Source organism: Blautia sp. aa_0143 (genome assembly GCF_004167315.1).
GTDB classification, from domain to species: domain Bacteria; phylum Bacillota; class Clostridia; order Lachnospirales; family Lachnospiraceae; genus Blautia_A; species Blautia_A fusiformis.
This window is the reverse complement of the sequence record NZ_RCXU01000024.1, coordinates 22,590-46,345: the sequence shown is the minus strand read 5'-3', so window position 1 is coordinate 46,345 and position 23,756 is coordinate 22,590. Positions and strand designations below refer to the sequence as shown.

Here is a 23,756-nt window from a genome sequence, read left to right as displayed (position 1 = left end):
TATATTTTGGAAAAGAAAAAAATCTGGAAGGATGAGAGAGTTCAGGCAGGGGTTCTTGTCCTGGCAGCATTTCTGCTCCTGACTGCATGGGCGTTTATGCAGCCCCTGGGGGCAGGCCCCGATGAAAAAATGCGCTACATGGTGGCACAGTATCTTCATGAGCATCCGGGAAAGCTGCCTCTTGGAGATGAGCCAACCATCCGTGATGCGACATGGGGGATTTCCTATGCCTATTATCCGATCCTTTCCTATATGGTATCTGCTGTCTTTATGGGGATCGCAGGTTTGTTCCATGCATCTGCAGACGGATTACTCCATGCGGCGAGGATGGCAGATGTGCTCTTTGTGACTGGAGCGGTATATTTTGTGGTGAAAGCATCCGGAAAGCTTTTTCCGAAAGAGGGAAGATGGCTGTTTGCCGCACTGGCAGGCTTTATGCCGCAGGCATTGTTTCTGGGAACTTATGTAAACACGGATTCCCTGGCGCTTTTATCCATGGCGATGATCCTGTATTCCTGGTCCTGTTATCTGGAAGCGAGAGACTGGAGCTTCAGAAATTCGATCCTTCTGGCTGTTGGAATGGCAGTCTGTGCACTGTCCTACTATAATGCCTACGGATGGATCTTATGCAGCTTCCTGTTTTTCTGCCTGACAGTCCTTCTGTGCAGGGAAGAGCCGGTAAAACAGAGAGTTGCATTTCTGCTCCGGAGAGGGATCGTGATCGCGGCAGTAACCCTTGCCTTATGCGGCTGGTGGTTTATACGAAATGCCGTTCTCTATGACGGAGATCTTATCGGAAGAAAAGCCTGTGCACAGTGTGCGGAAAAATATGCGGCTGTTGATTACAGACCGTCCAGATACCCTACACCGGAGAAGCTGAACTGGTCATGGAAGGATATCCTTCTGTATCAGGACCCGGGCTGGCAGCATAACTGGCTGCTGACAGTTCTGGTAAGCTTTATCGGAACCTTTGGCCTGATGCAGATCTATATGCCTTATAGTGTGAGCAAGGCATATTTCCTGTTCTTTGGAATGGGTGGGATCGGTATTTTGACCATGCTGGGAATATTTTATCCGAAGAAACGTACTGTGGTAAAAGAACGAAAAGCAGCAGGAAGTGAAAAGCTGAAGATAAAAACAATAACCGTGTACGATAAATGGGACAGAAAAGGGATCTTTCATCTGCTGCTGATCCTTCTGATCCTGATCCCTGTGGGTCTGTTTATGTATTATGTATATTATAGTGACAACCAGGCACAGGGACGTTATATCATGCCGGCACTGTATCCGGCCATGTATTTTGTGACAGCCGGCTGGAATCGTCTGCTTGAGCGTTTTGTAAAAAAGGAAAATATCAGAATGTGGATATACCGGGTCCTGACAGCACTTCTGGCTGCTTCGCCGTTTTTATGCTATATCTTCCTGGTAGTTCCGTTTTATGGCTGACACCCCGATGGGTGAGATGGCAGAAAAAAATCCCTTCTATGTATCCGGATATGACCGGTACATAGGAGGGATTTTTTAATTCTGAAGTATATCCGCCTGGGGACCAAGATCAGGAACGGATGATCCGGATCATGCGCCACAGCAGAAGGATCAGGAGCAGGATGCCCACACCGCCAATGGCAAAATACGGGATCTGGGATCTGGATTCGGAATAAGCTTTTGCAGAATCCATGTTTTCATCATTTTCCAGTACATCGGAGGAGCTTTCCTGGGAGGGATCCTCGACAACTGCAGTTCCCACCTGAGTTCCGCCAAAGGAATAGGTGCGTAAGATCTGACCATCAGATTCCGTATCTTCCGTAGTCAGGTCGTCTGCGGTCGCGCCGGATGGAACCATTACAGTGCCGCCGGACAGGATGTGAAAATCATCCTCGCTGAGATCCAGAAGCTGGAAATTGGAAAAACCGTAATCCAGAAGTGAGATCGCTTCGTTGGCTGTCTGACCGGTCGCTCCGTTCATGACTACTGCGATCAGAGTAGTACCGTTTCGCTGTGCAGATGTGACAAGAACGCTTCCGGAAGCAGTGGTGGTACTTTCACGACCGCCGATACATCCTTCATAATAGGAAGCGGATGCAGGATCTGTCATGGTAAAAGAGCTTGTCAGGTTACGGGTACCGCCGGAAACATTGGTAGCTGGGATCGTATAGGAGGTGGCTCCGGAGATGGTGCGGAAGCTGTCATTACGGATAGCCGCCTGCATGATCAGAGCCAGATCATGTGCTGTGGTATGCTGGTTGTCATCCGGGAGACCGGTAGGATTGGTGAATACCGTATTGGTACATCCTAGCTCCTTGGCACGGTCGTTCATTTTCTGGACAAAGGCATCTACAGATCCACCGATCTGTTCTGCAACCTGGAGTGCAATGTCATTGGCAGAGGCCAGCATCAGAGCGTAAAGGCACTGCTCCATGGTAAATACCTCTCCGAGCTGTGAGGAAATATGAGCGCCTCCGTCTGTAACACCGGATACGCCGGTTTCTGTCATGGTAACCTGATCGTCAAGCTGGCTGTTCTCCAGTGCCAGAAGACAGGTCATGATCTTAACTGCGCCGGCCGGAGAAAGCGTGGTGTCCATATCCTTGGCATAGAGGATCGTATCGGAAGTATCTTCCATGATCACGGCAGATGCGGAAGTGATCTCAGGCCCCTGAGGCCATCCGCTGATCCCATTGGTGGTAATACCGGAGGATACAGCAACAGCGGTTTCTTCTGTGGCGAAAACTGGAGTCTGGAACACCATGGAAGCGGAGATCCCAATAGCCAGAAGCGCTGTGGTTATTCTTGATTTTTTCATGATAAATGGTACTCCTGTATAAAAAATAATTCTTATGTAAGCAATACATACGTAAGCTCAGTATAACACATTTCCTCTCTTCCTTGCAAAAAAAATGATGGAATGGTAAAATATGTTCATCAAACTGTTACTGAGAACAGAGTGAACAGTAACATCAAACTGAGTAATACGGAGATAATATATGAGTAAAGATGATTCTACAGGAAAGATCCAATGGGACAGACTTATAAAGAAGCTTTCCCCCTATACAGTACAGAAGGGCCTAAGATACCTGAAGCATTATGGTCTGAAAGAGTTCTGGATCCGGCTTCATGAACGTTTTGAACCGGAAGAGGTTCCTTACGGACCATGGTATGAGGCATACAGACCTGACGAGGAAACACTGGAGAAGCAGCGGAAACGCAAATTTCCGGATGGGCCGTTGATCAGCATTGTGGTACCTGCATATCTGACACCGGAGCGTTTTTTAAGACAGATGCTGGACTCTCTCCTTGCACAGACATATGAGAACTGGGAGCTGTGTCTGGCAAACGGAAGTCCGGAGGATCCAGACATGCAGACTGTGCTGAGATCCTATGCAGAGATGGACAGGAGGATCCGCTATCAGGATCTGAAAGAGAATCTTGGCATTGCAGAAAATACAAACGCGGCTTTTGCCATGGCAGAGGGTGATTTTATCGCACTTCTGGATCATGATGATCTGCTGGCACCTAATGCATTGTATGAGATCGCGGCGGCACTGGAGGAGCATCCAGAGGCGGATGTGATCTATACAGATGAGGATAAGGTCACGACAGATCTTTCTGAACATTTTCAGCCCCATCTGAAACCGGACTTTAACCTGGATCTTTTAAGATCCAATAATTATATCTGCCATTTTCTGGTGGTAAGACGTTCCGTAGTGCAGACAGTGGGCGGATTCCGCCGGGAATTTGACGGCGCCCAGGATTATGATTTCATTTTCCGCTGTGTGGAGCAGGCCAGGGAAGTGGTCCATGTACCGGAGATCCTTTATCACTGGAGGACCCACAAATCCTCCACAGCAGATAATCCGGCAAGCAAGATGTATGCTTTTGAAGCCGGCAGACGTGCCATTGAGGGGAATCTCAAACGGACCGGAACTCCGGGAACCGTGGAGCATACTCCGGATTTTGGATTTTACCGTGTGAAGTATCCGGTGCAGGGAGAACCTCTGGTTTCTGTTATCATTCCAAACCGTGAGGAGAAAGAAACGCTTCAGGCTTGCGTGGAATCCATTTTTGAAAAAACTGCCTACAAAAATTACGAGATCATCGTTGTGGAGAATAACAGCAGCTCCGAAGAGATCTTCCGGTATTACAGAAAGCTTTCGGAGGATCCCAGGGTCCATCTGATCCGCTGGAAAAAAGGCTTCAACTATTCTGCCATCAACAATTTCGGGGTGCGCCATGCCAAAGGAGATTACCTGCTTTTTCTGAATAATGACGTAAAGGTCATCGATCCGGACTGGATGTCAGAGATGCTGAGCGTGTGCCAGCGTAAGGAAACAGGTGCAGTTGGCGTCAAGCTGATCTATCCGGATAACACCATTCAGCATGCAGGCTGCGTGGTGGGAATGGGCGGAATTGCCGGGAACATGTTTGTGAATATGCCGGCAGAGCGTACTGGATATCTCCATAAGGCCTCTCTTTTGCAGGATATGAGCTGTGTGACTGCAGCATGTATGATGATGAAGAAGGAAGTTTTTCTGGAGGCAGGAGGCTTTACGGAAGAGCTTGCAGTTGCGTTTAATGATGTGGATCTCTGTCTGAAGGTGCGAAGCCACGGCCATCTGATCGTCTATGATCCGTATGTGAAGCTCTATCATTACGAATCCAAGTCAAGAGGCACTGAGGACAGCGAGGAAAAGGTCCGCCGTTTCCAGACGGAGATCGAATACATGCGCTGTCACTGGCTGGATATCCTGAAAAAAGGAGATCCATACTATAACAAAAATCTTTCTTTAACCAAATGGAATTATTCCCTGAAGCCCCTTCCGGGAATGGGAAAGAAGAAGGGATAAAGCAATGCAGGAAGTATCAGTAGTCATACCAAACTTTAACGGAATGGCATATCTGGATGGTGTTCTTTCCAGTCTTGAAAGACAGACTATCCGTAATTTTGAGGTTATACTAGTGGATAATGGTTCCACTGATGGCAGCTGTGCGTTTGTTTCGGCGGAATATCCATGGGTACACATGATACAGCTTCAGGAGAATTACGGCTTCAGCAGAGCCGTCAATGAAGGGATCCATGCGGCACGTTCCCCATATGTGCTACTTCTGAACAATGATACGGAAGCGGAACCGGATTTCCTGGAGGAGATGGTTGCTGCCCTGCGCAGACATAAGAAGGCATTTTCCTGTCAGGCAAGGATGATCCAGCTTCATGACAGGGACAAGATGGATGATGCCGGAAATTATTACTGTGCCCTTGGCTGGGCTTTTGCCAGGGGAAAAGGCAAGGATATCAGCCATTATGACCGAGAGCAGAAGATTTTTTCCACCTGTGCGGGAGCTGCGATCTACCGGAAGAAATTTATTGACAGGATCGGAGATTTTGATGAGGAGCATTTTGCTTATCTGGAGGATCTGGATATCGGCTATCGTGCCAGGATCTGCGGTTATCAGAACTGGTATGCTCCAAAAGCGAAGGTTTATCATGTAGGAAGCGGCACCAGCGGCTCCAGATATAATCAGTTTAAGATCCGGTATTCTTCCAGAAACAATATTTATCTTATCTATAAGAATATGCCGTTTCTCCAGATCGTGCTGAACCTTCCGTTTTTTCTGGTGGGATTCGGTGCGAAGATCCTGTTTTTTGCGTCCAAGGGATTCGGACGTGAGTACCTTGCAGGCATCAAAAACGGCTTTCAGATCAGCCGCAAAAACAAAAAAGTCAGATTTTCCATGAGGAATCTTCCGCGTTATATACAGCTCCAGTTTGAACTCTGGATCAACATTTTTAGGCGTTTTGCCGGTTAAGACATCATATTTTCACAGAATTTTTATATTTCGGAGGGAAGATTTTATTGCTTTTGAGTTTCATCTATTATAAGATAAAAGCAATGAACTTAAATGAGGTGGCGGAAATTGATTAAAGACAACCAGAAAAATTTCAGTCGTCTCCATATGCTGATCGATGTATTTGTGATCGCGGCCTCCTATGCCCTGGCCTGGTTGATCCGTTTTCAGGGAATTTTTGAACATTCGGCGGTCCAGTCCAAGACCGTCCAGGAATATATGTTTATGCTGATATTCATTATTCCGGGATATTTACTTCTTTATCAGGCCTTTGATCTTTATACACCGATGCGAATGCAGGGGCGTCGTCTCGTACTTGCCGGAATTGTGAAGGCAAATGCGTTAGGGCTCCTTATCATCATGTTTGCACTTTACAATTTTAAAGAGCTGGACTATTCCCGTCTTACTCTGGTTTCTTTCTGTGTGATCAATATCGTCCTGGAATGGTTTGTGCGTATGGTCATATTTTACATTCTCCGGGATATGCGCAAAAAAGGAATGAACCAGAAACAGGTGCTGCTGGTAGGATACAGCCGTGCTGCCGAGGAATATGTAGACAGGATCCTGCAGAATCCGCAATGGGGATACGTGATCAGGGGCATACTGGATGACAATGTGCCGGCAGGCACTACTTATAAGGGCGTTAAGGTGATCGGTCGAATCGCCAATCTGATGATCATCCTTCCATCCAGTCGTCTGGATGAGATAGCCATTACCCTGGGCTTAAGTGAGTATTATCGTCTGGAAGAGATCGTTGCACTCTGTGAAAAATCCGGCGTGCACACAAAATTTATTCCGGATTATAATAATATTATTCCGACCAAACCATATACAGAAGATATTCTCGGGCTTCCGGTGATCAATATCCGGTATGTGCCCCTGAGCAACACGTTTAATGCACTGATCAAGAGATCTATGGATATTGCAGGCGCGATCGTTGCGATCATTGTGTCCTCACCAGTGATGCTGGTGTTGTGTATGTTGATCAAGCTGACTTCGCCGGGACCGCTGATCTATAAGCAGGAACGTGTCGGGCTTCATAATCAGACTTTCCGGATGTATAAATTCCGTTCCATGGAGATCCAGAAAGAATCAGAAGAAAAAAAGGCGTGGACAGTAAAGAACGATCCAAGAGTTACCGGAATCGGTAAATTTATGCGTCATACCAGTCTGGATGAGCTTCCACAGCTTTTTAACATTCTGAAGGGTGAGATGAGTCTTGTGGGACCAAGACCGGAGCGGCCGTTTTTTGTAGAAAAGTTTAGGGAGGAGATACCACGTTATATGGTCAAGCATCAGGTGCGGCCGGGTCTTACCGGGTGGGCACAGGTAAATGGCTATCGTGGAGATACTTCTATCAGAAAAAGGATAGAGTGTGATCTGTATTATATCGAAAACTGGTCTGTGGGATTTGATATAAAGATCATGTTTCTTACCATATTCAAAGGATTTATTAATAAGAACGCATACTAAAAAGGGGAAAAGGAAAAGATGTCAAAACCTCGGAAAAAAAGCAAGAAGATTTTATTTATCCTGGAGATCGTCGTACTGCTCCTGTTTATCGGAGGTCTGTTCGTTTATGGTCAGATCTCAGCCAAACTGGATAAGATCGACATCCAGGAAACAGATCTTGCAGACCAGGATATTGTAACTAATGATCAGGCACCGCAGATGACGGGATATACCACCTATGCACTGTTCGGACTGGACCACAGAAGCAAGAATGAGAAGCTGAATACAGAGAACAGTGATACCATCATCATTGCGAGTATCAACAATGATACGAAGGCAGTCAAACTTGTGTCTGTCTATAGAGATACCCTTCTCAATGTAAAGGATGATACCTATTCCAAAGCCAATTCGGCATATGCATTTGGCGGACCGACCAACGCGGTTTCCATGCTGAATACGAATCTGGATCTGAATATCACAGATTATGTTGCCATTGATTTTAATGCGCTGGTAACTGTGGTAGACTGCCTCGGAGGATTGGACATCCCTCTTTCCTATGCGGAGATCGTTCATATGAACAATTACTGTGTGGAGACATCAGAGGAAACCGGAAAGAGCTACACACCGATCGAACTGCCGGATCCGAAGCCGGAGGATGAGGAAGCGATCGTAGATACCTATCATCTTAATGGTGTACAGGCTACCTCCTACTGCCGTATCCGTTATACTGCAAGTCTTGATATGGGACGTACCGAGAGACAGAGACGAGTGATCCAGATGATCGTAGATAAGGCGAAAAAGGCAGGACTTTCCACTATCTTTGATATTATGGATCAGGTATTCCCGATGGTCAAAACTTCTGTTTCCAAAACAGAGATCCTGAAGATGATCCCGGCTATGATCGGCTACAGTATTGATGAAACTACAGGCTTCCCCAACGATTATAAATTTGCTCAGGTAAAGGGCAGCGTTATCGTACCTACTACACTGGAATCCAATGTTCTGAAGATGCATCAGTTTCTGTATGGAGACACCAGTTACACTCCGACGCAGGATGTACTCAACAGAAGTGCCCAGATTACAAATATCGCAGGCGGAGGCGACGTGCAGGACACTGCACCTGCGGTGACAGATACACCGAATGACGCAACGGATGATTCGTACACGTGGCAGGGAGATACATCCACAGATTACAGCAGTACGGACACAAGTGATGATGCTGATTACAGCACAGACACAGATTATGATTCGGATTACTCCGGAGACGATTACAGCACAGATACGGATTATTCCGGAGACGATTACAGCACAGATACGGACTATTCCGGAGGCGATTCCGATACGGATTATAACGATTATACCGACGGAGAAGATTATTCGGAGAATGAATAAAACATCAAAATAAGCAACCAGCAGAAGGGACCATCCAGTAACGGGTGGTCCTTTCTGGACAGGAGACAAATATGAAAACATTAAAAACAGACGTGATCATCCCGGCATACCGTCCGGGAGAAGAATTTGAAAAACTGCTGGAAAGACTCAGCGCACAGAAATATCCTATCAATAAGATTCTTGTCATGAATACAGAAAAGAAATTTTGGAAAGAGACCTGGGAACAGGAATATCCGCTTGTGGAAGTCCGGCATCTTACAAAAGAAGAATTTGACCATGGCGGTACCAGAAGGCAGGCGGCAGAGCTTTCGGATGCGGAGATCCTTGTATTTATGACACAGGATGCAATGCCGGCAGACAGGGAACTGATCGGAGCACTGGTAGGAGCTCTTGCAGAGAATCCACAGGCAGGAGCCGCTTATGCGTGTCAGCTTCCCAAAAAGGACTGCAGATTTCTGGAAAAATATACCCGTTCCTTTAATTATCCGGAACAGTCCTGTCTGAAAACGGAAAAAGATGTACAGACCTACGGGATCAAAACATATTTCTGCTCCAACGTCTGTGCTGCTTATGATCACAGGATTTATGATGAGATTGGTGGATTTCCGGAGCATGCTATTTTTAATGAAGATATGATCTATGCAGGCTGGATGGTAAAAAAAGGCTATGGAGTTGCCTATGTATCAGAAGCGCGTGTATATCATTCTCACAATTACACCTGTATGCAGCAGTTCCACAGGAATTTTGATCTGGGAGTTTCCCAGGCGGAGCATCCGGAGGTTTTTGAAGGAGTGCCTTCCGAAGGTGAGGGCATCCGGTTGGTTAAAAAAAGCATGGCATATCTTCTGAAAACAGGCCACATATGGCTGATCCCCGGACTGTTTTTGCAGAGCGCTTCCAAATACGCCGGATATTTTCTCGGAAAACGATACAAAAAGCTCCCTGAAAAAATGATCCGATCCTGCACCATGAATCCGGAATACTGGAAAAAGAACAAATAAGAGCAGGTCACGGTTTTTTAAAAGAGATATCACAGTTTAAACACAATTCCCTGTTAAACTGTCTTTTATAAGAAAAATAAATGTTACTGAGAACGGAGTGAGCAGTAACAGATACATGCATCAGATAACATAGAAGGGAGCACCAGAGGTATGAGTGAAGAGAATAAATGGGGGACAGACTTGCCGGATGAGGATAAGAATGCTTCGGCAGAACAGAAACCGCTGACGCATCCTTATTCTGAGGGACGCAGGATGCAGGAGAGCGGACAGGACAATTATGCAGGTGCCGGACAGAGTGAAGGCGCTTCGCAGGAGAAACCCCAATACGGACATTATGAGGTGCATCAGCCTCAGGCCGGTAATTATGCCGGTGGAAATATACCGCCCAAAAAGCCGCGGAAAAAGAGAGATTTTTCAGGCAACAACAGCTTTGGAAAGAAAGCAGCCACTGCGGTGGCACTGGCTGTGATCTTTGGGCTGGTAGCCGGAGTAGTTTTTCAGGGTGTGAATATTGCAGCAGATAAATACAGAGGAAATGACAGCAGTACAACGATCGGAAAGACAGAAACAGTTACCGGAACAGAGGACAGTACTGACAGTAGCTCTGCGGATTCTGCTGTGAAGGATATTGTGGCAGAGAGTGGTACAGTGGCCGGTGTAGCCCAGGCAACCATGTCTTCTATCGTTGCCATTACATCTGTCAGTGTGCAGGAGATCCCAAGCTTTTTCGGATATGGAACGAGGCAGTATCAGAGTGCAGGAAGTGGTTCCGGTATTATTGTAGGAGAAAATGACAGCGAGCTTCTCATTGCGACTAACAACCATGTGGTATCTGGAGCGACTACACTTACTGTGTGCTTTGCAGGCAGTGATGTGGTAGGAGCGGAAGAAGAAACCCAGGCTATGGCAAGCAGCTCCGATGGAGATGCGGATGTGGATAACGCAGTTTCTGCCAAGATCAAAGGCACCGATGAAGAGAATGATCTGGCAGTGGTGGCAGTGGAGAAATCCGATATTCCGGATGAGACCATGGATGAGATCAAGATCGCACAGATGGGAAGCTCGGACGATCTTGTAGTCGGTGAGCAGGTGGTTGCCATTGGCAATGCACTGGGCTATGGACAGTCAGTTACCTCCGGATGGATAAGTGCCCTTAACAGAAGCATCAGTACAGAGGACGGAGAAGCCAGCGGACTGATCCAGACTGATGCAGCGATCAATCCCGGAAACAGTGGCGGTGCACTTCTGAACATGAACGGTGAAGTGATCGGTATCAATGCGGCCAAGTATGCAGACAGTCAGGTGGAAGGCATGGGATATGCCATTCCGATCTCCAAGGCAGAGCCGATCCTGGAAGAACTGATGAACCGCGAAACCAGAGATAAGGTGGAAGATTCTTCCAAGGTAGGATATATGGGAGTCAAGGCTGCCGATCTTACAACAGAAGCCATCCAGATGTATAATATGCCGGCAGGTGCTTTTATTACTGAGGTAACGGAAGGCGGCGCAGCAGATAATGCAGGGATCAAAAAAGGCGATATCATTGTGAAGCTGGATGGACAGAAGGTAAGCGGCAAGGATGACCTTGTTGATAAGCTGCAGTATTATGAGGCAGGAGAAACCATCGAAGTGGTGATCTCCAGAGCGAACAGTGGAGAGTACAAGGAACAGACGGTTGAAGTGACCCTCGGAAGCAAACCCTCTTCTGACAAATAAAAGAAAATACAGGATAACCATTTATAAACCGGGGAGCTGCATAAGAACATGCAGCTCCCCGGTTTATAAAAACTTAATTTGATACAGCGGGATTATGTGCTATAATATGCATAATAAAAACCAGAAAGGAAATGTTATGGCAGATCAGTTTGATAATAATAAAGACAATGACCAGGAGCAGAAATATGAGAAATTCTGTTTTTTATGCCGCAGACCGGAGAGTCAGGCAGGGAAGATGATCGACCTTCCTAATCATATACATATCTGTGCGGATTGCATGCAGAAAAGCTTTGATACTATGAACACCCAGATGAACAATGGAAATTATTCCGATCTTTTTAACATGCCGAATGTGAGCATGATCGATCTCAGCAGTTTCCAGAATCCCGGAAACCAGGCGAAGAAGATCAAGAAAAAATCAGAAACTCCGAAGCCGGTGATCGATCTCAAAGATATTCCTGCACCACATAAGATCAAAGCAACTCTGGATGAATATGTGATCGGACAGGAATATGCCAAGAAGGTAATGTCTGTAGGTGTATACAACCATTATAAAAGAGTTGCCACAGATACCATGGATGATATTGAGATCGAGAAATCCAATATGCTGATGATCGGACCTACAGGCTGCGGTAAGACTTATCTGGTGAAGATGCTTGCCAGACTTCTTCAGGTACCGCTTGCTATTGCAGATGCCACATCTCTTACAGAGGCCGGTTATATCGGTGATGATATCGAGAGCGTAGTATCCAAGCTGCTTGCAGCTGCAGATAATGATGTGGAGAAGGCAGAGCACGGGATCATTTTCATCGATGAGATTGATAAGATCGCAAAGAAGAAGAATACCAACCAGAGAGATGTCAGCGGAGAGGCTGTCCAGCAGGGACTTCTGAAACTTCTGGAGGGAAGTGAAGTGGAAGTTCCGGTAGGTGCTACCAGCAAGAATGCCATGGTACCTATGGTGACTGTAAATACAAGGAACATTCTGTTTATCTGTGGCGGTGCGTTCCCGGATCTTGAGAATATCATCAAAGAAAGACTGAATAAACAGGCGTCTATCGGATTTTATGCAGATCTGAAGGACAAATATGATGATGATCCGCATGTGCTGGAGAAAGTAACGGTAGATGATCTCCGTGCATTTGGAATGATTCCGGAATTTATCGGTCGTCTTCCGATCATCTTTACCCTGAACGGGCTGACGGAAGATATGCTTGTGAAGATCCTCAAGGAGCCGAAGAATGCTATTCTGAAACAGTACAAGAAGCTTCTGGCACTGGATGAAGTAAAACTGGAGTTTGAGGACGGTGCCTTACATGCCATTGCCCGTAAGGCATTGGAACGCCATACAGGAGCCAGAGCTCTCCGGGCTATCCTGGAGGAATATATGCTGGATATCATGTATGAGATCCCGAAGGACGACAATATCGGAGAGGTTGTGATCACAGAGGGATACATTCAGGGCAACGGAGGTCCGAAGATCCTTATGCGTGGACAGGAGATCCCGGCACTGGAAGGATAAGAAACAAGAAGATTCTTTAATATATAAAGGAGCGTGACAGATATGGCAAAAAGCAGTTTTTGGGATGATCTGGGAAACACACTGACAAGAAAGGCAAAGGGCTTAAGTTCCAGAGCAGAGAATCTCTATGAGATCCAGAAGATCCGTAACAAGCTCTCTGCACAGGAGCGTATGACCGAAAAGCTGATGATGGATATCGGAAAGATGATCTATACACGTTATGAGCAGGGAGAAGCCGTTGACGGTGAGACGGGAGCTATCTGCGAGGAAATCAGCCAGCACATGCTGGAGGCGGATCACTACAGAGATGCGATCGCTGCCAGTAAAGGGGAGAAGTTCTGCCCGGCCTGCCATAAGGCGGTGATGCGGGAGGCCAGCTTCTGTCCGTATTGCGGAGCGGCGTGTCCTACAGCGGAGCTGGAAGAGAAAGCTGCCGATGTGATCGAGCAGGCAGATGAGGAGCTTGAAGAGGCTGCTGAGGCAGAGGTGACAGAAGTACCGGAGACAGAAGCGGAAGAAAACGCAGAAGCTACAGAAGTGGTAGCAGATCCGGAAGAGACAGTAGAAGCGTCAGAAACAGAAACATCAGGATCAGATCCGGAATTGGAAGAGGAAAGAACGGAAGTGGGATCTGCAGAAACAGAGGGGCCTGCGGCTGATCCGGAAAATACAGAAACAATAGAAGAAAAAACAGAATAACCATAAGCATATAAGGCAGGCTTTCCCCAGTGGGAGCCTGCCTGAGTATTATGTAGACCACAGAAATAAGGAGAGGGAATAATGTTGTGGAATTTACTGACGGCGGGAATCTTTGGTACAGACTATTATATAAAGAAGAAAATCAACACATCGGAAAAGAAAGATCTGAAGGAAAAGTGCCTGGGAGGCAGACTGATCGTAAGAAATTGCCATAATCATGGGATGATGCTTGGAATATTAAAAAACAAAGATAAAGAATTCCTGAGAGATCTTGCATCTATGGTGCTGGGCGGTGCAATCTGGGAGTATATACGTACTTCCGGAGAAAAAGGCACACGCATATCCAAGCTTGGGCTTTCCATGATCCTGGGCGGCGGTCTGAATAATTATACGGAACGTCGCAGAAAGGGATACGTCACGGATTATGTGAGCCTGAATGTGGAAAATCCGAAGCTTAAGAAGGTCGTATTTAATATTTCGGATCTTTTCATATTTACAGGTGCGCTTCTCTGGGGCGGGAGAGAGATCTTTTCTGAAAAAGAAAAATAAATAAAAAAACAGAAGTGCCGGTGTTGGGCGCTTCTGTTTTTTTGATTTTGGATAAAATAAAAAAGAATGCAGGAAATGGGACTTGAACCCACACGATCTTGCGACCACAGGCACCTGAAGCCTGCGCGTCTGCCAATTCCGCCATTCCTGCATTTTGTCAACCGGCTTACTTCGCTTTGTTTGCTCCGCTCGTCGACTGCTCACTTATAATAACTCAGGAATTGGATAATGTCAATAGAAAAATTCAAAAAAATTAAAAAAATTCAAAAAAAATATTTTAAGTTAGTTTTATACATTTTTTTTGCATATGGTGTTGAAAAATGACGATTCCTGTGATACAATCTTGAAGATTTAGGATAAAATAAGAGAACAAAGAAAGGGAGATTGTATGAAAGCATTTCTGATATTGGAAGATGGCCATGTATTTACAGGAACTAGCATTGGTTCTGCAAGGGAAGTCATCAGTGAAATTGTCTTTAACACTTCCATGACCGGTTATCTGGAAGTAATGACAGATCCTTCTTACGCAGGACAGGCGGTGTGTATGACATATCCGCTGATCGGAAACTACGGAATCTGTTATGATGACCAGGAATCAAGGAAGCCGTGGATTGACGGATTTATTGTACGCGAATTATCACGAGTTCCCAGCAACTTCAGAAGCGTAGACACCATTCAGCATTTTCTGAGCAAAAACGACATTCCGGGAATCGCAGGAATTGATACCAGAGCACTGACTAAGATCCTTCGTGAGAAGGGAACTATGAACGGAATGATCACAGTTGACGAGAACTATGACCTGGATACAATCATCCCCAGATTAAAAGCATATACAACAGGAAAAGTGGTAGAGAAGGTTTCCTGCCGCGAAAAGGAAGTGCTTAAGGGGAACGGACCGAAGGTTGCCCTTCTTGATCTGGGCGCCAAGAAAAACATTGCACGCTCACTGAATGAGAGAGGATGCCAGGTTACTATTTACCCGGCTCTGACATCTGCAGAAGAGATCCTTGGAGACAATCCGGACGGCATCATGCTCAGCAACGGACCTGGAGATCCGAAGGAATGTACTTCTATTATTAAAGAGATCAAAAAACTTTACGACTCTGATGTACCGATCTTTGCCATCTGTCTTGGACATCAGCTTATGGCTCTTGCAACAGGCGGAGACACCCATAAGATGAAATACGGTCACAGAGGCGGAAATCATCCGGTTAAAGACCTTGAGACAGGAAGAGTATATATTTCCTCCCAGAACCATGGCTACGTTGTAGACGCAGAGGGACTTGAGGAGAAAAATATCGCACATCCTGCATTTGTAAACGTCAACGACGGAACAAACGAGGGTATGGCATATAACGGAAAGAACATCTTTACTGTACAGTTCCATCCGGAAGCATGCCCTGGACCACAGGATTCCAGTTACCTTTTTGACAGATTCATGAAGATGATGGGAGGAGAGAAATAATGCCAAGGAATAAGGACATAAAAAAAGTACTTGTAATCGGCTCAGGCCCGATCATAATCGGCCAGGCAGCAGAGTTTGACTATGCAGGAACCCAGGCATGCCGCTCCCTGAAGGAAGAGGGCATGGAGGTTGTACTTTTAAACTCCAATCCTGCTACCATCATGACAGATAAAGACATCGCAGACAGAGTTTACATCGAGCCTCTGACTGTTGAAGTCGTAGAGCAGCTGATCCTCAAAGAGAAACCGGACAGTGTACTTCCTACACTGGGCGGACAGGCAGGTCTGAACCTTGCCATGGAGCTTGAGGAAAAGGGCTTCCTGAAAGAGCACAATGTACGTCTCATCGGTACCACAGCAGCTACGATCCGTAAAGCTGAGGACCGTCAGGAATTTAAGGATACAATGGAAAAGATCGGCGAGCCGGTTGCAGCATCCAAGGTCGTAACAACTGTAGAAGACGGTGTTGCGTTTACTCAGACTATCGGTTATCCGGTTGTTCTCCGTCCTGCATATACACTTGGCGGAAGCGGCGGCGGTATCGCGCATAATGAGCCGGAGCTTCGTGAGATCCTTGAGAATGGTCTCCGTCTTTCCCGTGTAGGCGAGGTTCTTGTAGAGAGATGTATCGCCGGATGGAAAGAGATCGAGTACGAGGTAATGCGAGACAGCGCAGGAAACTGCATCACAGTCTGCAACATGGAGAACATTGACCCGGTTGGTGTCCATACCGGTGACTCCATCGTAGTTGCTCCTTCCCAGACCTTAGGAGATAAAGAGTACCAGATGCTCCGTACATCTGCTCTTAACATTATTACAGAGCTTGGCATCACAGGTGGATGTAACGTACAGTACGCTCTTCATCCGGAGAGCTTTGAGTACTGCGTTATCGAGGTTAACCCTCGTGTAAGCCGTTCCTCCGCACTTGCAAGTAAGGCTACCGGTTATCCGATCGCCAAGGTTGCAGCCAAGATCGCACTGGGCTACACACTGGATGAGATCCCGAACGCCATCACAGGCAAAACATACGCAAGCTTCGAGCCGATGCTGGATTACTGTGTTGTTAAGATCCCGCGTCTGCCATTTGACAAATTCATCACAGCAAAACGTACACTGACTACACAGATGAAGGCTACCGGTGAGGTTATGAGTATCTGCCATAACTTCGAGGGCGCTTTAATGAAGGCTATCCGTTCCCTGGAGCAGCATGTAGACAGTCTGATGTCCTATGATTTCTCACATCTTTCTGATGAAGAACTGATGGACGAGCTGAACATTGTGGATGACCGCCGTATCTGGAAGATCGCAGAAGCCCTGAGACGAAATGTTTCCCAGGAGAAGCTTCATGATATCACAAAGATCGACATCTGGTTCATCGATAAGCTGGCTATCCTTGTTGAGATGGAGCAGGCTCTGAAAACTCAGAAGCTGGACAAAGACCTTCTTCTGGAAGCAAAACGTCTGGAGTTCCCGGACTACATCATCGCAGACCTGACAGGAAAGACAGAAGCTGAGATCAAAGACCTGCGTAAAGAGTACGGCATCCGTGCAGCATACAAGATGGTTGATACCTGTGCAGCAGAGTTTGCGGCAGCGACACCATATTACTATTCTGTATACGGCGATGACCAGACAGAGAACGAAGCAATCGAGACAAAAGATAAGAAAAAGATCCTGGTACTTGGTTCCGGCCCGATCCGTATCGGACAGGGTATCGAGTTCGACTTCTGCTCTGTACATTGTACATGGGCATTTGCGAAAGAGGGATATGAGACCATCATCATCAACAACAACCCGGAGACAGTAAGTACAGACTTTGATATTGCAGATAAGCTGTATTTTGAGCCGCTGACACCGGAAGATGTTGAGAATGTTGTAAATATCGAGAAACCGGACGGAGCTGTTGTTCAGTTCGGTGGACAGACAGCCATCAAGCTTACAGAGGCACTGATCAAGATGGGCGTTAAGATCCTTGGAACATCTGCTGAGAACGTAGATGCAGCAGAGGACAGAGAGCTCTTTGATGCCATTCTTGAGAAATGCCAGATCCCGAGACCGAAGGGACACACTGTATTCACAGCAGAAGAGGCGAAAAAAGCTGCCAACGAGCTGGGATATCCGGTACTTGTCCGCCCGTCCTATGTACTTGGAGGACAGGGAATGCGTATCGCTGTCAGCGATGAGGATGTGGAAGAGTATATCGGAATCATCAACCAGATCGCACAGGAGCATCCGATCCTTGTTGATAAATACCTCATGGGTAAAGAAATCGAGGTCGATGCGGTATGCGACGGTGAGGACATCTTGATCCCTGGAATCATGGAGCACATCGAGCGTGCAGGTATCCATTCCGGAGACAGTATTTCCGTATATCCGGCACAGACCATCAGCCAGAAAGCAAAAGATACCATCGCCGAGTACACACGCCGTCTTGCACAGGCACTTCATGTAATCGGTATGATCAATATTCAGTTCATCGTTGTAGGCGAGGATGTATATGTCATCGAGGTTAACCCGCGTTCCAGCCGTACAGTACCGTACATCAGCAAGGTAACAGGAATCCCGATCGTTCCGCTTGCAACAAGAGTTATCCTTGGACATAAGATCAAAGAGCTTGGTTACACACCGGGACTTCAGAAAGAAGCAGAGTACTTCGCAATCAAGATGCCGGTATTCTCCTTCGAGAAGATCAGAGGCGCAGATATCAGCCTTGGACCGGAGATGAAATCCACAGGTGAGTGCCTTGGTATTGCTAAGACCTTCAACGAGGCTCTTTACAAAGCATTCATCGGGGCAGGAATCCGTCTTCCGAAACACAAACAGATGATCATCACTGTTAAGGATGAGGATAAGAAGGACATCATCCCGATCGCAAAACGCTTCGAGGCTCAGGGATACCGTATCTTCGCAACAAGAGGTACAGCAAATGTCCTGACTGAGAACGGAATCAAGGTAACACGCACCAATAAACTGGAGCAGCCGTCTCCGAACCTGATGGACCTGATCCTTGGCCACAAGATCGATGTTGTTATCGACACACCGCCACAGGGTGTTGAGCATCAGAAAGATGGTTTCGTGATCCGTCGTAATGCCATTGAGACAGGTGTTAACGTACTTACAAGCCTTGATACTGCAGAGGCTCTGGTTACAAGTCTTGAGAATACAGACCTGAACAACCTGACTCTGGTAGATATCGCCACCATCGACAATCGATAAAAAATTGTAAATTTTGTGAAATAAAAAATTAAAAGTTTACGAATTGTCAAATATGTAATATACTGATAAGGACGGGGCCGTCGTTCACATACCGGCCCTGTCCTTATCTTGCTTTTGGAAAGGAGTTAACATGATTTTTATAGAATTACTGAAGGTTATCCTTCTCGGTATTGTGGAGGGAATCACCGAGTGGCTTCCGATCAGCAGTACCGGACATATGATCCTTGTGGATGAGTTCATCAAGCTGAATGTATCCGAGGCATTTATGGAATTTTTCCTGGTGGTGATCCAGCTTGGCGCGATCCTGGCAGTTGTTGTACTGTACTGGAACAAGCTGTGGCCTTTTTACATAAGAAAAATCCCGAAGAAAACACAGATGGCACTGCGTAAACAGCCGGCAGTACCCAGAACTGTCCTTACTTTTGTAGAAAAATACTGTGATAAGGATAAGTGGATCCTCTGGTTTAAGATCCTGGTAGCATGTCTGCCGACGATCATCATCGCTCTTCCTTTTAATGACATTATTGAAAAGAAATTTTACAACTATGTGGTCGTTGCCATCATGCTGATCGTTTATGGTGTGCTTTTTATCGTTATCGAGAACTACAACAAACGCCGCAGACCAACCTGCACCAGACTGGATGAGCTTTCCTTTAAGACAGCGCTGATCATCGGCTGCTTCCAGGTGCTTTCCGTGATTCCGGGAACATCCCGTTCCGGATCTACCATTATCGGAGGAATCCTTGCAGGAACATCCCGTACAGTTGCAGCAGAATTTACCTTTTTCCTGGCAATTCCGGTTATGTTCGGAGCAAGTCTTCTGAAACTGGTCAAATTCGGTTTTGCCTTCAGCTCTACAGAGCTGATCATCCTGATCGTAGGTGTTGTGGTATCCTTTGTGGTATCTATTCTTGCCATCAAATTCCTGATGGGATATATCAAGAAACACGATTTTAAAGTATTCGGCTGGTACAGGATCATCCTTGGTATCCTGGTGCTCGGATACTTCGTTGGAAAAACATTTTTAGCATAAAACTGCAATCTGGAGGTAATCATTATGAAATATAAGAAGCTTTTGATCGTACTGACAGCAGTGACGGCGCTTGGTATTGCCGGCTGTGGAAAATCATCAAAGGAAACAGCAGAGGTGACACCAACACCGGTTCCTACAGCCGCACCTACGGCTGCACCGGCTACATCCACACCGCTTCCTACATCTACACCTGCACCGAAGCTGATCGGTGTAAAGACCAGTACTGCAAAATTTGTTTATCTTACCAACAGCACGAAGGGAGAGATCCGTGAGATCTATCTCCGCGCGGCAGGAGGGGAAGAATGGGGCAAAAGTCTTGTTCCTGCAGAAGCTACCATCAAAGATGCGGAGCAGGTGCAGATGTATTACACCCCGGATTCTGCAAGAGATGCCATCTATGATATGAAGCTCGTAGACGGAGACGGAAATGCCTATGAGATCTACAGTGTACAGCTGAGCGATATGGAAAAGGCAAAACTGATGATCGATAACGGAGAAGCATACCTGACCTATACAAGCCTCAGTGACAAGAGTGAGAAGAGCACTATTGGCAATGTGGAAACGGATAACAGTGAGGCGGACAGCAGTGATTCCGCAGACAGCACAGATGCTTCAGATCTGACAGACAGTTCTTCCGGTATCACGGATACTTCTTCCGACAGCAGCGATGGAAGCTATGACAACAGTGATGATGGAAGCTATGATAACAGTGATGACGGAAGCTATGACAGCAGTAATGACGGAAGCTACGACGGCAGCGATGACGGAAGCTACGACAACAGCAGTGATGATGGAAACTATGACAGCAGTGATGATAGCGGCGACTATGTAGATGACAGCAGCAACAGCGGAAGCGGTGACGATTCTCTTGACAACAGTACAGATACAGATGACAGCGGAGACGGAGAGATTGTCTGGGATGATAACGGAGACTGGTCAGAGGAATAAACCGGGATCCTGTAAACAGAGGGAAACATGGAACAGACATTTCTTGAAAAACTGAAACGAGTAAAACCTGGGGATCTGCTTCACATCATCAAGTTTATCCTGGCATTTCCCATTGCGATGGTCTACAGACTTTTTCGCAGGGATCTCTGGCTTCTCTGTGATACAGAGAATGAATGCCGGGATAACGGATTCTGGCTGTACAAATATCTGAGAGAAAATACCAGTGAGGATGCAGTGTACGCCATCAATAGAAAATCTCCGGATTATGCCCGGGTAAAAAATCTGGGACCTGTGATCCAGTATGGAAGCTTCCGCCACTGGATCTACTATCTGGCTGCATCAAAAAATATCAGCTCCCAGAAAATGGGAAAACCAAACGCAGCCATCTGCTATGTGCTGGAGGTTTACGGAATCCTACGGAACAAGCGGGCGTTCCTGCAGCATGGGATCATTACGGCAGATCTTAGTTTTCTGTATTATCCCCATACAAAAATGAGCCTTTTTGTTACCAGTACCTATGATGAGTGGAAATATGTCAATGACCGGTACGGATATCCGGAAGGCTATGTGCAGGAGCTGGGACTGTGTCGTTTTGACCAGCTTCATGATATGAAGGTAAAAAAGAACCAGATTCTGATCATGCCGACCTGGCGTATGTATATCCGCAATGAGATCTCAGCCTCTGATCACGAGCTGGAAGCACAGAAATTCATGGAAACCGATTATTACCGGTACTGGGATGCACTTCTCAAGGATGAGAGACTGATCCGCTATATTGAGGAGAACGATCTTCAGATCATCTTTTATCCGCACAGGGAAATGCATCGGTTCCTGAAATATTTTCATGTGGATCATCCGAAGATCACAGTGGCGTCCTGGCCTGAGTACGATGTGCAGACACTCCTTAAAGAGTCCGCAGTGCTGGTGACTGATTTTTCCAGTGTGGCCATGGACTTTGCCTACATGAAAAAGCCACTGGTCTACTACCAGTTTGACAATGAAAAATTCCGGCAAAGTCATCATCAGATCGGGTATTTTGATTTCCGGAAAGATGGCTTCGGTCCGGTATGTGTAACGGAACAGGAAGTAACGGACTGGCTGATCTGCCTGCATAAGCAGGGATTTGCCAATGAAGAGATCTATCTGGAAAGACACGGAAAATATTTTGATCTGTGGGATACAAAGAACTGTGAAAGAAATTACAAAGCGATCAAAGAAATGTAACAGGTGGTGAAAAATTGCAGCAGTTAATGGAGGCTCCGGCGGAGATCAAGGTAAAAACCAGGAAATTTTCGCTGACAAAAGGAACCATAAAGATCAGTTTTGAGCTGGAAGGATCCAGAGGAAGGATCCGTTCCCTGAAGCTGAAACAGCGAAATGCAGTGCTGGATACAAGCTTTCCTTTTGAAATGCAGACAGCAAAAAAAGGAAATACGATCGTGTATCATGCACAGATCAATGTAGATCAGTATCCGATGGAAACCGCATTCTGGGATGTGGTGGCATCTGTGGATAAAGAAGGAAAAGGAAATTATGAGGATGCGATCCTGGGAGGCCTAAGTTCAAAACTTAAACTTAAGCTGATCCTTTTTCCAAGATGGACCAGAACCGGGGATGGGCATATGGTTTATCCCTTTGTCAACGGAGCAAGGCAGTTTACCATTCAATACCGGAAATATGATCCGAAATATGACAGCTATGCATTTATATCAAAAGAATTTCTCGCATTATTCTGTTATTTTATCCTGAAGCCTTACTGGGATCATAAGAAATTATGGCTGATCTGCGAGAAATACTGTACAATGGCACAGGACAACGGCCTCTATTTTTTCCGGTACTGTATGGAGCATGCACCGGAGAAGGACAGAAGTCGGATTTTTTATGTAATAGATAAAAAATGTCCGGATTATCAGGCTGTAAAAGAGTATGATGCCAATGTGATCCAGTTCATGTCATTTAAGTACATGATCTATCTCAGCGCTGCACGGTATCTGATATCCACCGATGCGATCCGGCATTTTTATATCTGGGATTCGCCCAACAGCATCTACAAGGTTCTGTATCAGGCACGGAAGAACATCGTATTTCTCCAGCATGGAGTGATGGGCTTCAAGCAATGCCACAGGACCTTCCACAAAGGTGGAGGCAATCAGATGGCACTGTTTGTGGTGTCTTCGGGTTATGAACAGAAGATCATCCATGATTATTTCGGATACGATAATGAAGAGATCATCATCACCGGACTGGCCAGATGGGATGTGCTGGAGGACAAGTCGGATCCGGCTCATAAAGAGATCCTGCTGATGCCTACATGGAGAAGCTGGCTGGAGGATATCAGCGAGGAGCAGTTTAAAAAAAGTGAATACTATCAGCGTTATAAAGCATTTTTGCAGGATGAGAGGCTTAAGACTCTTCTGGAAAAGGAAAATATCACGCTGAATTTTTATATCCATCCGAAATTCCGGGAACATATCCGGAGCTTTCAGGTGGAAGACAGGCATATCCGTCTGATCCCATTTGGGACTATGCCGCTGAATCAGCTTCTGATGAGCTGTCATATGCTGATCACCGATTATTCTTCTGTTTCCTGGGATGTCTACTATCAGGAAAAACCGGTGGTATTTTATCCCTTTGATCTGGAAACCTATGAGAAAGTCCAGGGAAGCTATATGGACTACAAAAAAGATGTTTTCGGAGATCTGGCATGGGATCAGAACCAGCTGGTAGACCTTATCGGAGAATATGCGAGGAACGGATTCCGTGAAAAACCGGAATTTTCAGGAAGAAGAGATGAGCTTCTTCCCTACAGGGACAATGACAACAGCAAACGAATTTATGAATATATAGCCAATGCTCAAATACCGGACAAACTGAAAAGAAGGCTGAAAGAGAAAAAATTTTAATGTAAGGATACAAAAGG

At 46.2% G+C, this 23,756-nt stretch carries 17 protein-coding genes and 1 tRNA gene; 16 read left to right on the top strand and 2 right to left on the bottom strand.

Going from position 1 to position 23,756, the window contains the following annotated elements:
* The first annotated feature begins 6 nt into the window (after positions 1–6).
* Positions 7–1,446 carry an ArnT family glycosyltransferase gene (locus EAI83_RS12700; protein ID WP_022426967.1) on the top strand — a complete coding sequence of 480 codons (1,440 nt, stop codon included), beginning with the start codon at positions 7–9 and terminating at the stop codon, positions 1,444–1,446.
* A gap of 109 nt (positions 1,447–1,555) precedes the next feature.
* On the opposite strand, the gene EAI83_RS12695 is transcribed toward EAI83_RS12700, so the two are convergent.
* Complete coding sequence (locus EAI83_RS12695) at positions 1,556–2,803, bottom strand: D-alanyl-D-alanine carboxypeptidase family protein (RefSeq protein WP_059086138.1); 1,248 nt, start codon at positions 2,801–2,803, stop codon at positions 1,556–1,558.
* 181 nt (positions 2,804–2,984) lie between these two features.
* Here EAI83_RS12695 and EAI83_RS12690 point away from each other — a divergent pair, with 181 nt between their 5' ends.
* The 9 genes from EAI83_RS12690 (at position 2,985) to EAI83_RS12650 (ending at position 14,175) form a co-directional block, all read left to right on the top strand.
* Positions 2,985–4,844 carry a glycosyltransferase family 2 protein gene (locus tag EAI83_RS12690; protein WP_118368919.1) on the top strand — a complete coding sequence of 620 codons (1,860 nt, stop codon included), beginning with the start codon at positions 2,985–2,987 and terminating at the stop codon, positions 4,842–4,844.
* Between the two features lie 4 nt (positions 4,845–4,848).
* The gene (locus tag EAI83_RS12685; RefSeq protein ID WP_092072543.1) at positions 4,849–5,805 is read left to right on the top strand and encodes a glycosyltransferase family 2 protein; all 957 of its coding nucleotides are present in this window, start codon (positions 4,849–4,851) and stop codon (positions 5,803–5,805) included.
* 108 nt (positions 5,806–5,913) lie between these two features.
* Positions 5,914–7,317 (top strand): undecaprenyl-phosphate glucose phosphotransferase, encoded by a 1,404-nt coding sequence (locus tag EAI83_RS12680; protein ID WP_022426969.1) that lies wholly within the window; start codon positions 5,914–5,916, stop codon positions 7,315–7,317.
* A gap of 18 nt (positions 7,318–7,335) precedes the next feature.
* The gene (locus EAI83_RS12675; RefSeq protein WP_092072540.1) at positions 7,336–8,688 is read left to right on the top strand and encodes an LCP family protein; all 1,353 of its coding nucleotides are present in this window, start codon (positions 7,336–7,338) and stop codon (positions 8,686–8,688) included.
* Positions 8,689–8,759: 71 nt separating this feature from the next.
* On the top strand, positions 8,760–9,689 hold the full coding sequence (locus EAI83_RS12670; protein ID WP_129975623.1) for a glycosyltransferase family 2 protein: 930 nt from the start codon (positions 8,760–8,762) through the stop codon (positions 9,687–9,689).
* Positions 9,690–9,839: 150 nt separating this feature from the next.
* Complete coding sequence (locus tag EAI83_RS12665) at positions 9,840–11,405, top strand: S1C family serine protease (protein WP_129975621.1); 1,566 nt, start codon at positions 9,840–9,842, stop codon at positions 11,403–11,405.
* Between the two features lie 136 nt (positions 11,406–11,541).
* Positions 11,542–12,927: an ATP-dependent Clp protease ATP-binding subunit ClpX gene (gene clpX / locus EAI83_RS12660; protein ID WP_022426973.1), complete on the top strand. Its 1,386-nt coding sequence runs from the start codon at positions 11,542–11,544 to the stop codon at positions 12,925–12,927.
* A gap of 42 nt (positions 12,928–12,969) precedes the next feature.
* Complete coding sequence (locus EAI83_RS12655) at positions 12,970–13,626, top strand: zinc ribbon domain-containing protein (RefSeq protein ID WP_129975619.1); 657 nt, start codon at positions 12,970–12,972, stop codon at positions 13,624–13,626.
* A gap of 81 nt (positions 13,627–13,707) precedes the next feature.
* On the top strand, positions 13,708–14,175 hold the full coding sequence (locus tag EAI83_RS12650; protein WP_129975617.1) for a signal peptidase II: 468 nt from the start codon (positions 13,708–13,710) through the stop codon (positions 14,173–14,175).
* A gap of 67 nt (positions 14,176–14,242) precedes the next feature.
* Here EAI83_RS12650 and EAI83_RS12645 read toward each other — a convergent pair.
* Positions 14,243–14,326: transfer RNA gene (locus EAI83_RS12645), tRNA-Leu, on the bottom strand.
* 237 nt (positions 14,327–14,563) lie between these two features.
* On the opposite strand from EAI83_RS12645, the gene EAI83_RS12640 reads away from it, so the two are divergent.
* The 6 genes from EAI83_RS12640 to EAI83_RS12615 all read left to right on the top strand — a co-directional run bounded on the left by EAI83_RS12640 (position 14,564) and on the right by EAI83_RS12615 (position 23,739).
* The gene (locus tag EAI83_RS12640; protein WP_015527400.1) at positions 14,564–15,640 is read left to right on the top strand and encodes a carbamoyl phosphate synthase small subunit; all 1,077 of its coding nucleotides are present in this window, start codon (positions 14,564–14,566) and stop codon (positions 15,638–15,640) included.
* On the top strand, positions 15,640–18,855 hold the full coding sequence (carB, locus tag EAI83_RS12635; protein WP_129975615.1) for a carbamoyl-phosphate synthase large subunit: 3,216 nt from the start codon (positions 15,640–15,642) through the stop codon (positions 18,853–18,855). Before EAI83_RS12640 ends, carB begins: the two co-directional genes overlap by 1 nt.
* A 130-nt stretch (positions 18,856–18,985) precedes the next feature.
* Positions 18,986–19,888 (top strand): undecaprenyl-diphosphate phosphatase, encoded by a 903-nt coding sequence (locus tag EAI83_RS12630; RefSeq protein ID WP_015527398.1) that lies wholly within the window; start codon positions 18,986–18,988, stop codon positions 19,886–19,888.
* A 24-nt stretch (positions 19,889–19,912) separates the two neighbouring features.
* Positions 19,913–20,836 carry a hypothetical protein gene (locus tag EAI83_RS12625; protein ID WP_129975613.1) on the top strand — a complete coding sequence of 308 codons (924 nt, stop codon included), beginning with the start codon at positions 19,913–19,915 and terminating at the stop codon, positions 20,834–20,836.
* A gap of 27 nt (positions 20,837–20,863) precedes the next feature.
* Complete coding sequence (locus EAI83_RS12620) at positions 20,864–22,060, top strand: CDP-glycerol glycerophosphotransferase family protein (RefSeq protein ID WP_129975611.1); 1,197 nt, start codon at positions 20,864–20,866, stop codon at positions 22,058–22,060.
* Positions 22,061–22,074: 14 nt separating this feature from the next.
* Complete coding sequence (locus EAI83_RS12615; protein ID WP_129975609.1) at positions 22,075–23,739, top strand: CDP-glycerol glycerophosphotransferase family protein; 1,665 nt, start codon at positions 22,075–22,077, stop codon at positions 23,737–23,739.
* Positions 23,740–23,756 lie beyond the last annotated feature (17 nt).

Coding starts and splice junctions, on each gene's coding strand:
- EAI83_RS12630 (WP_015527398.1), top strand. CDS start 18,986: ATGATTTTTATAGAATTACTGAAGGTTATCCTTCTCGGTATTGTGGAG.
- EAI83_RS12620 (WP_129975611.1), top strand. CDS start 20,864: ATGGAACAGACATTTCTTGAAAAACTGAAACGAGTAAAACCTGGGGAT.
- EAI83_RS12685 (WP_092072543.1), top strand. CDS start 4,849: ATGCAGGAAGTATCAGTAGTCATACCAAACTTTAACGGAATGGCATAT.
- EAI83_RS12625 (WP_129975613.1), top strand. CDS start 19,913: ATGAAATATAAGAAGCTTTTGATCGTACTGACAGCAGTGACGGCGCTT.
- EAI83_RS12670 (WP_129975623.1), top strand. CDS start 8,760: ATGAAAACATTAAAAACAGACGTGATCATCCCGGCATACCGTCCGGGA.
- EAI83_RS12695 (WP_059086138.1), bottom strand. CDS start 2,803: ATGAAAAAATCAAGAATAACCACAGCGCTTCTGGCTATTGGGATCTCC.
- EAI83_RS12675 (WP_092072540.1), top strand. CDS start 7,336: ATGTCAAAACCTCGGAAAAAAAGCAAGAAGATTTTATTTATCCTGGAG.
- EAI83_RS12650 (WP_129975617.1), top strand. CDS start 13,708: ATGTTGTGGAATTTACTGACGGCGGGAATCTTTGGTACAGACTATTAT.
- EAI83_RS12665 (WP_129975621.1), top strand. CDS start 9,840: ATGAGTGAAGAGAATAAATGGGGGACAGACTTGCCGGATGAGGATAAG.
- carB (WP_129975615.1), top strand. CDS start 15,640: ATGCCAAGGAATAAGGACATAAAAAAAGTACTTGTAATCGGCTCAGGC.
- EAI83_RS12690 (WP_118368919.1), top strand. CDS start 2,985: ATGAGTAAAGATGATTCTACAGGAAAGATCCAATGGGACAGACTTATA.
- EAI83_RS12655 (WP_129975619.1), top strand. CDS start 12,970: ATGGCAAAAAGCAGTTTTTGGGATGATCTGGGAAACACACTGACAAGA.
- EAI83_RS12640 (WP_015527400.1), top strand. CDS start 14,564: ATGAAAGCATTTCTGATATTGGAAGATGGCCATGTATTTACAGGAACT.
- clpX (WP_022426973.1), top strand. CDS start 11,542: ATGGCAGATCAGTTTGATAATAATAAAGACAATGACCAGGAGCAGAAA.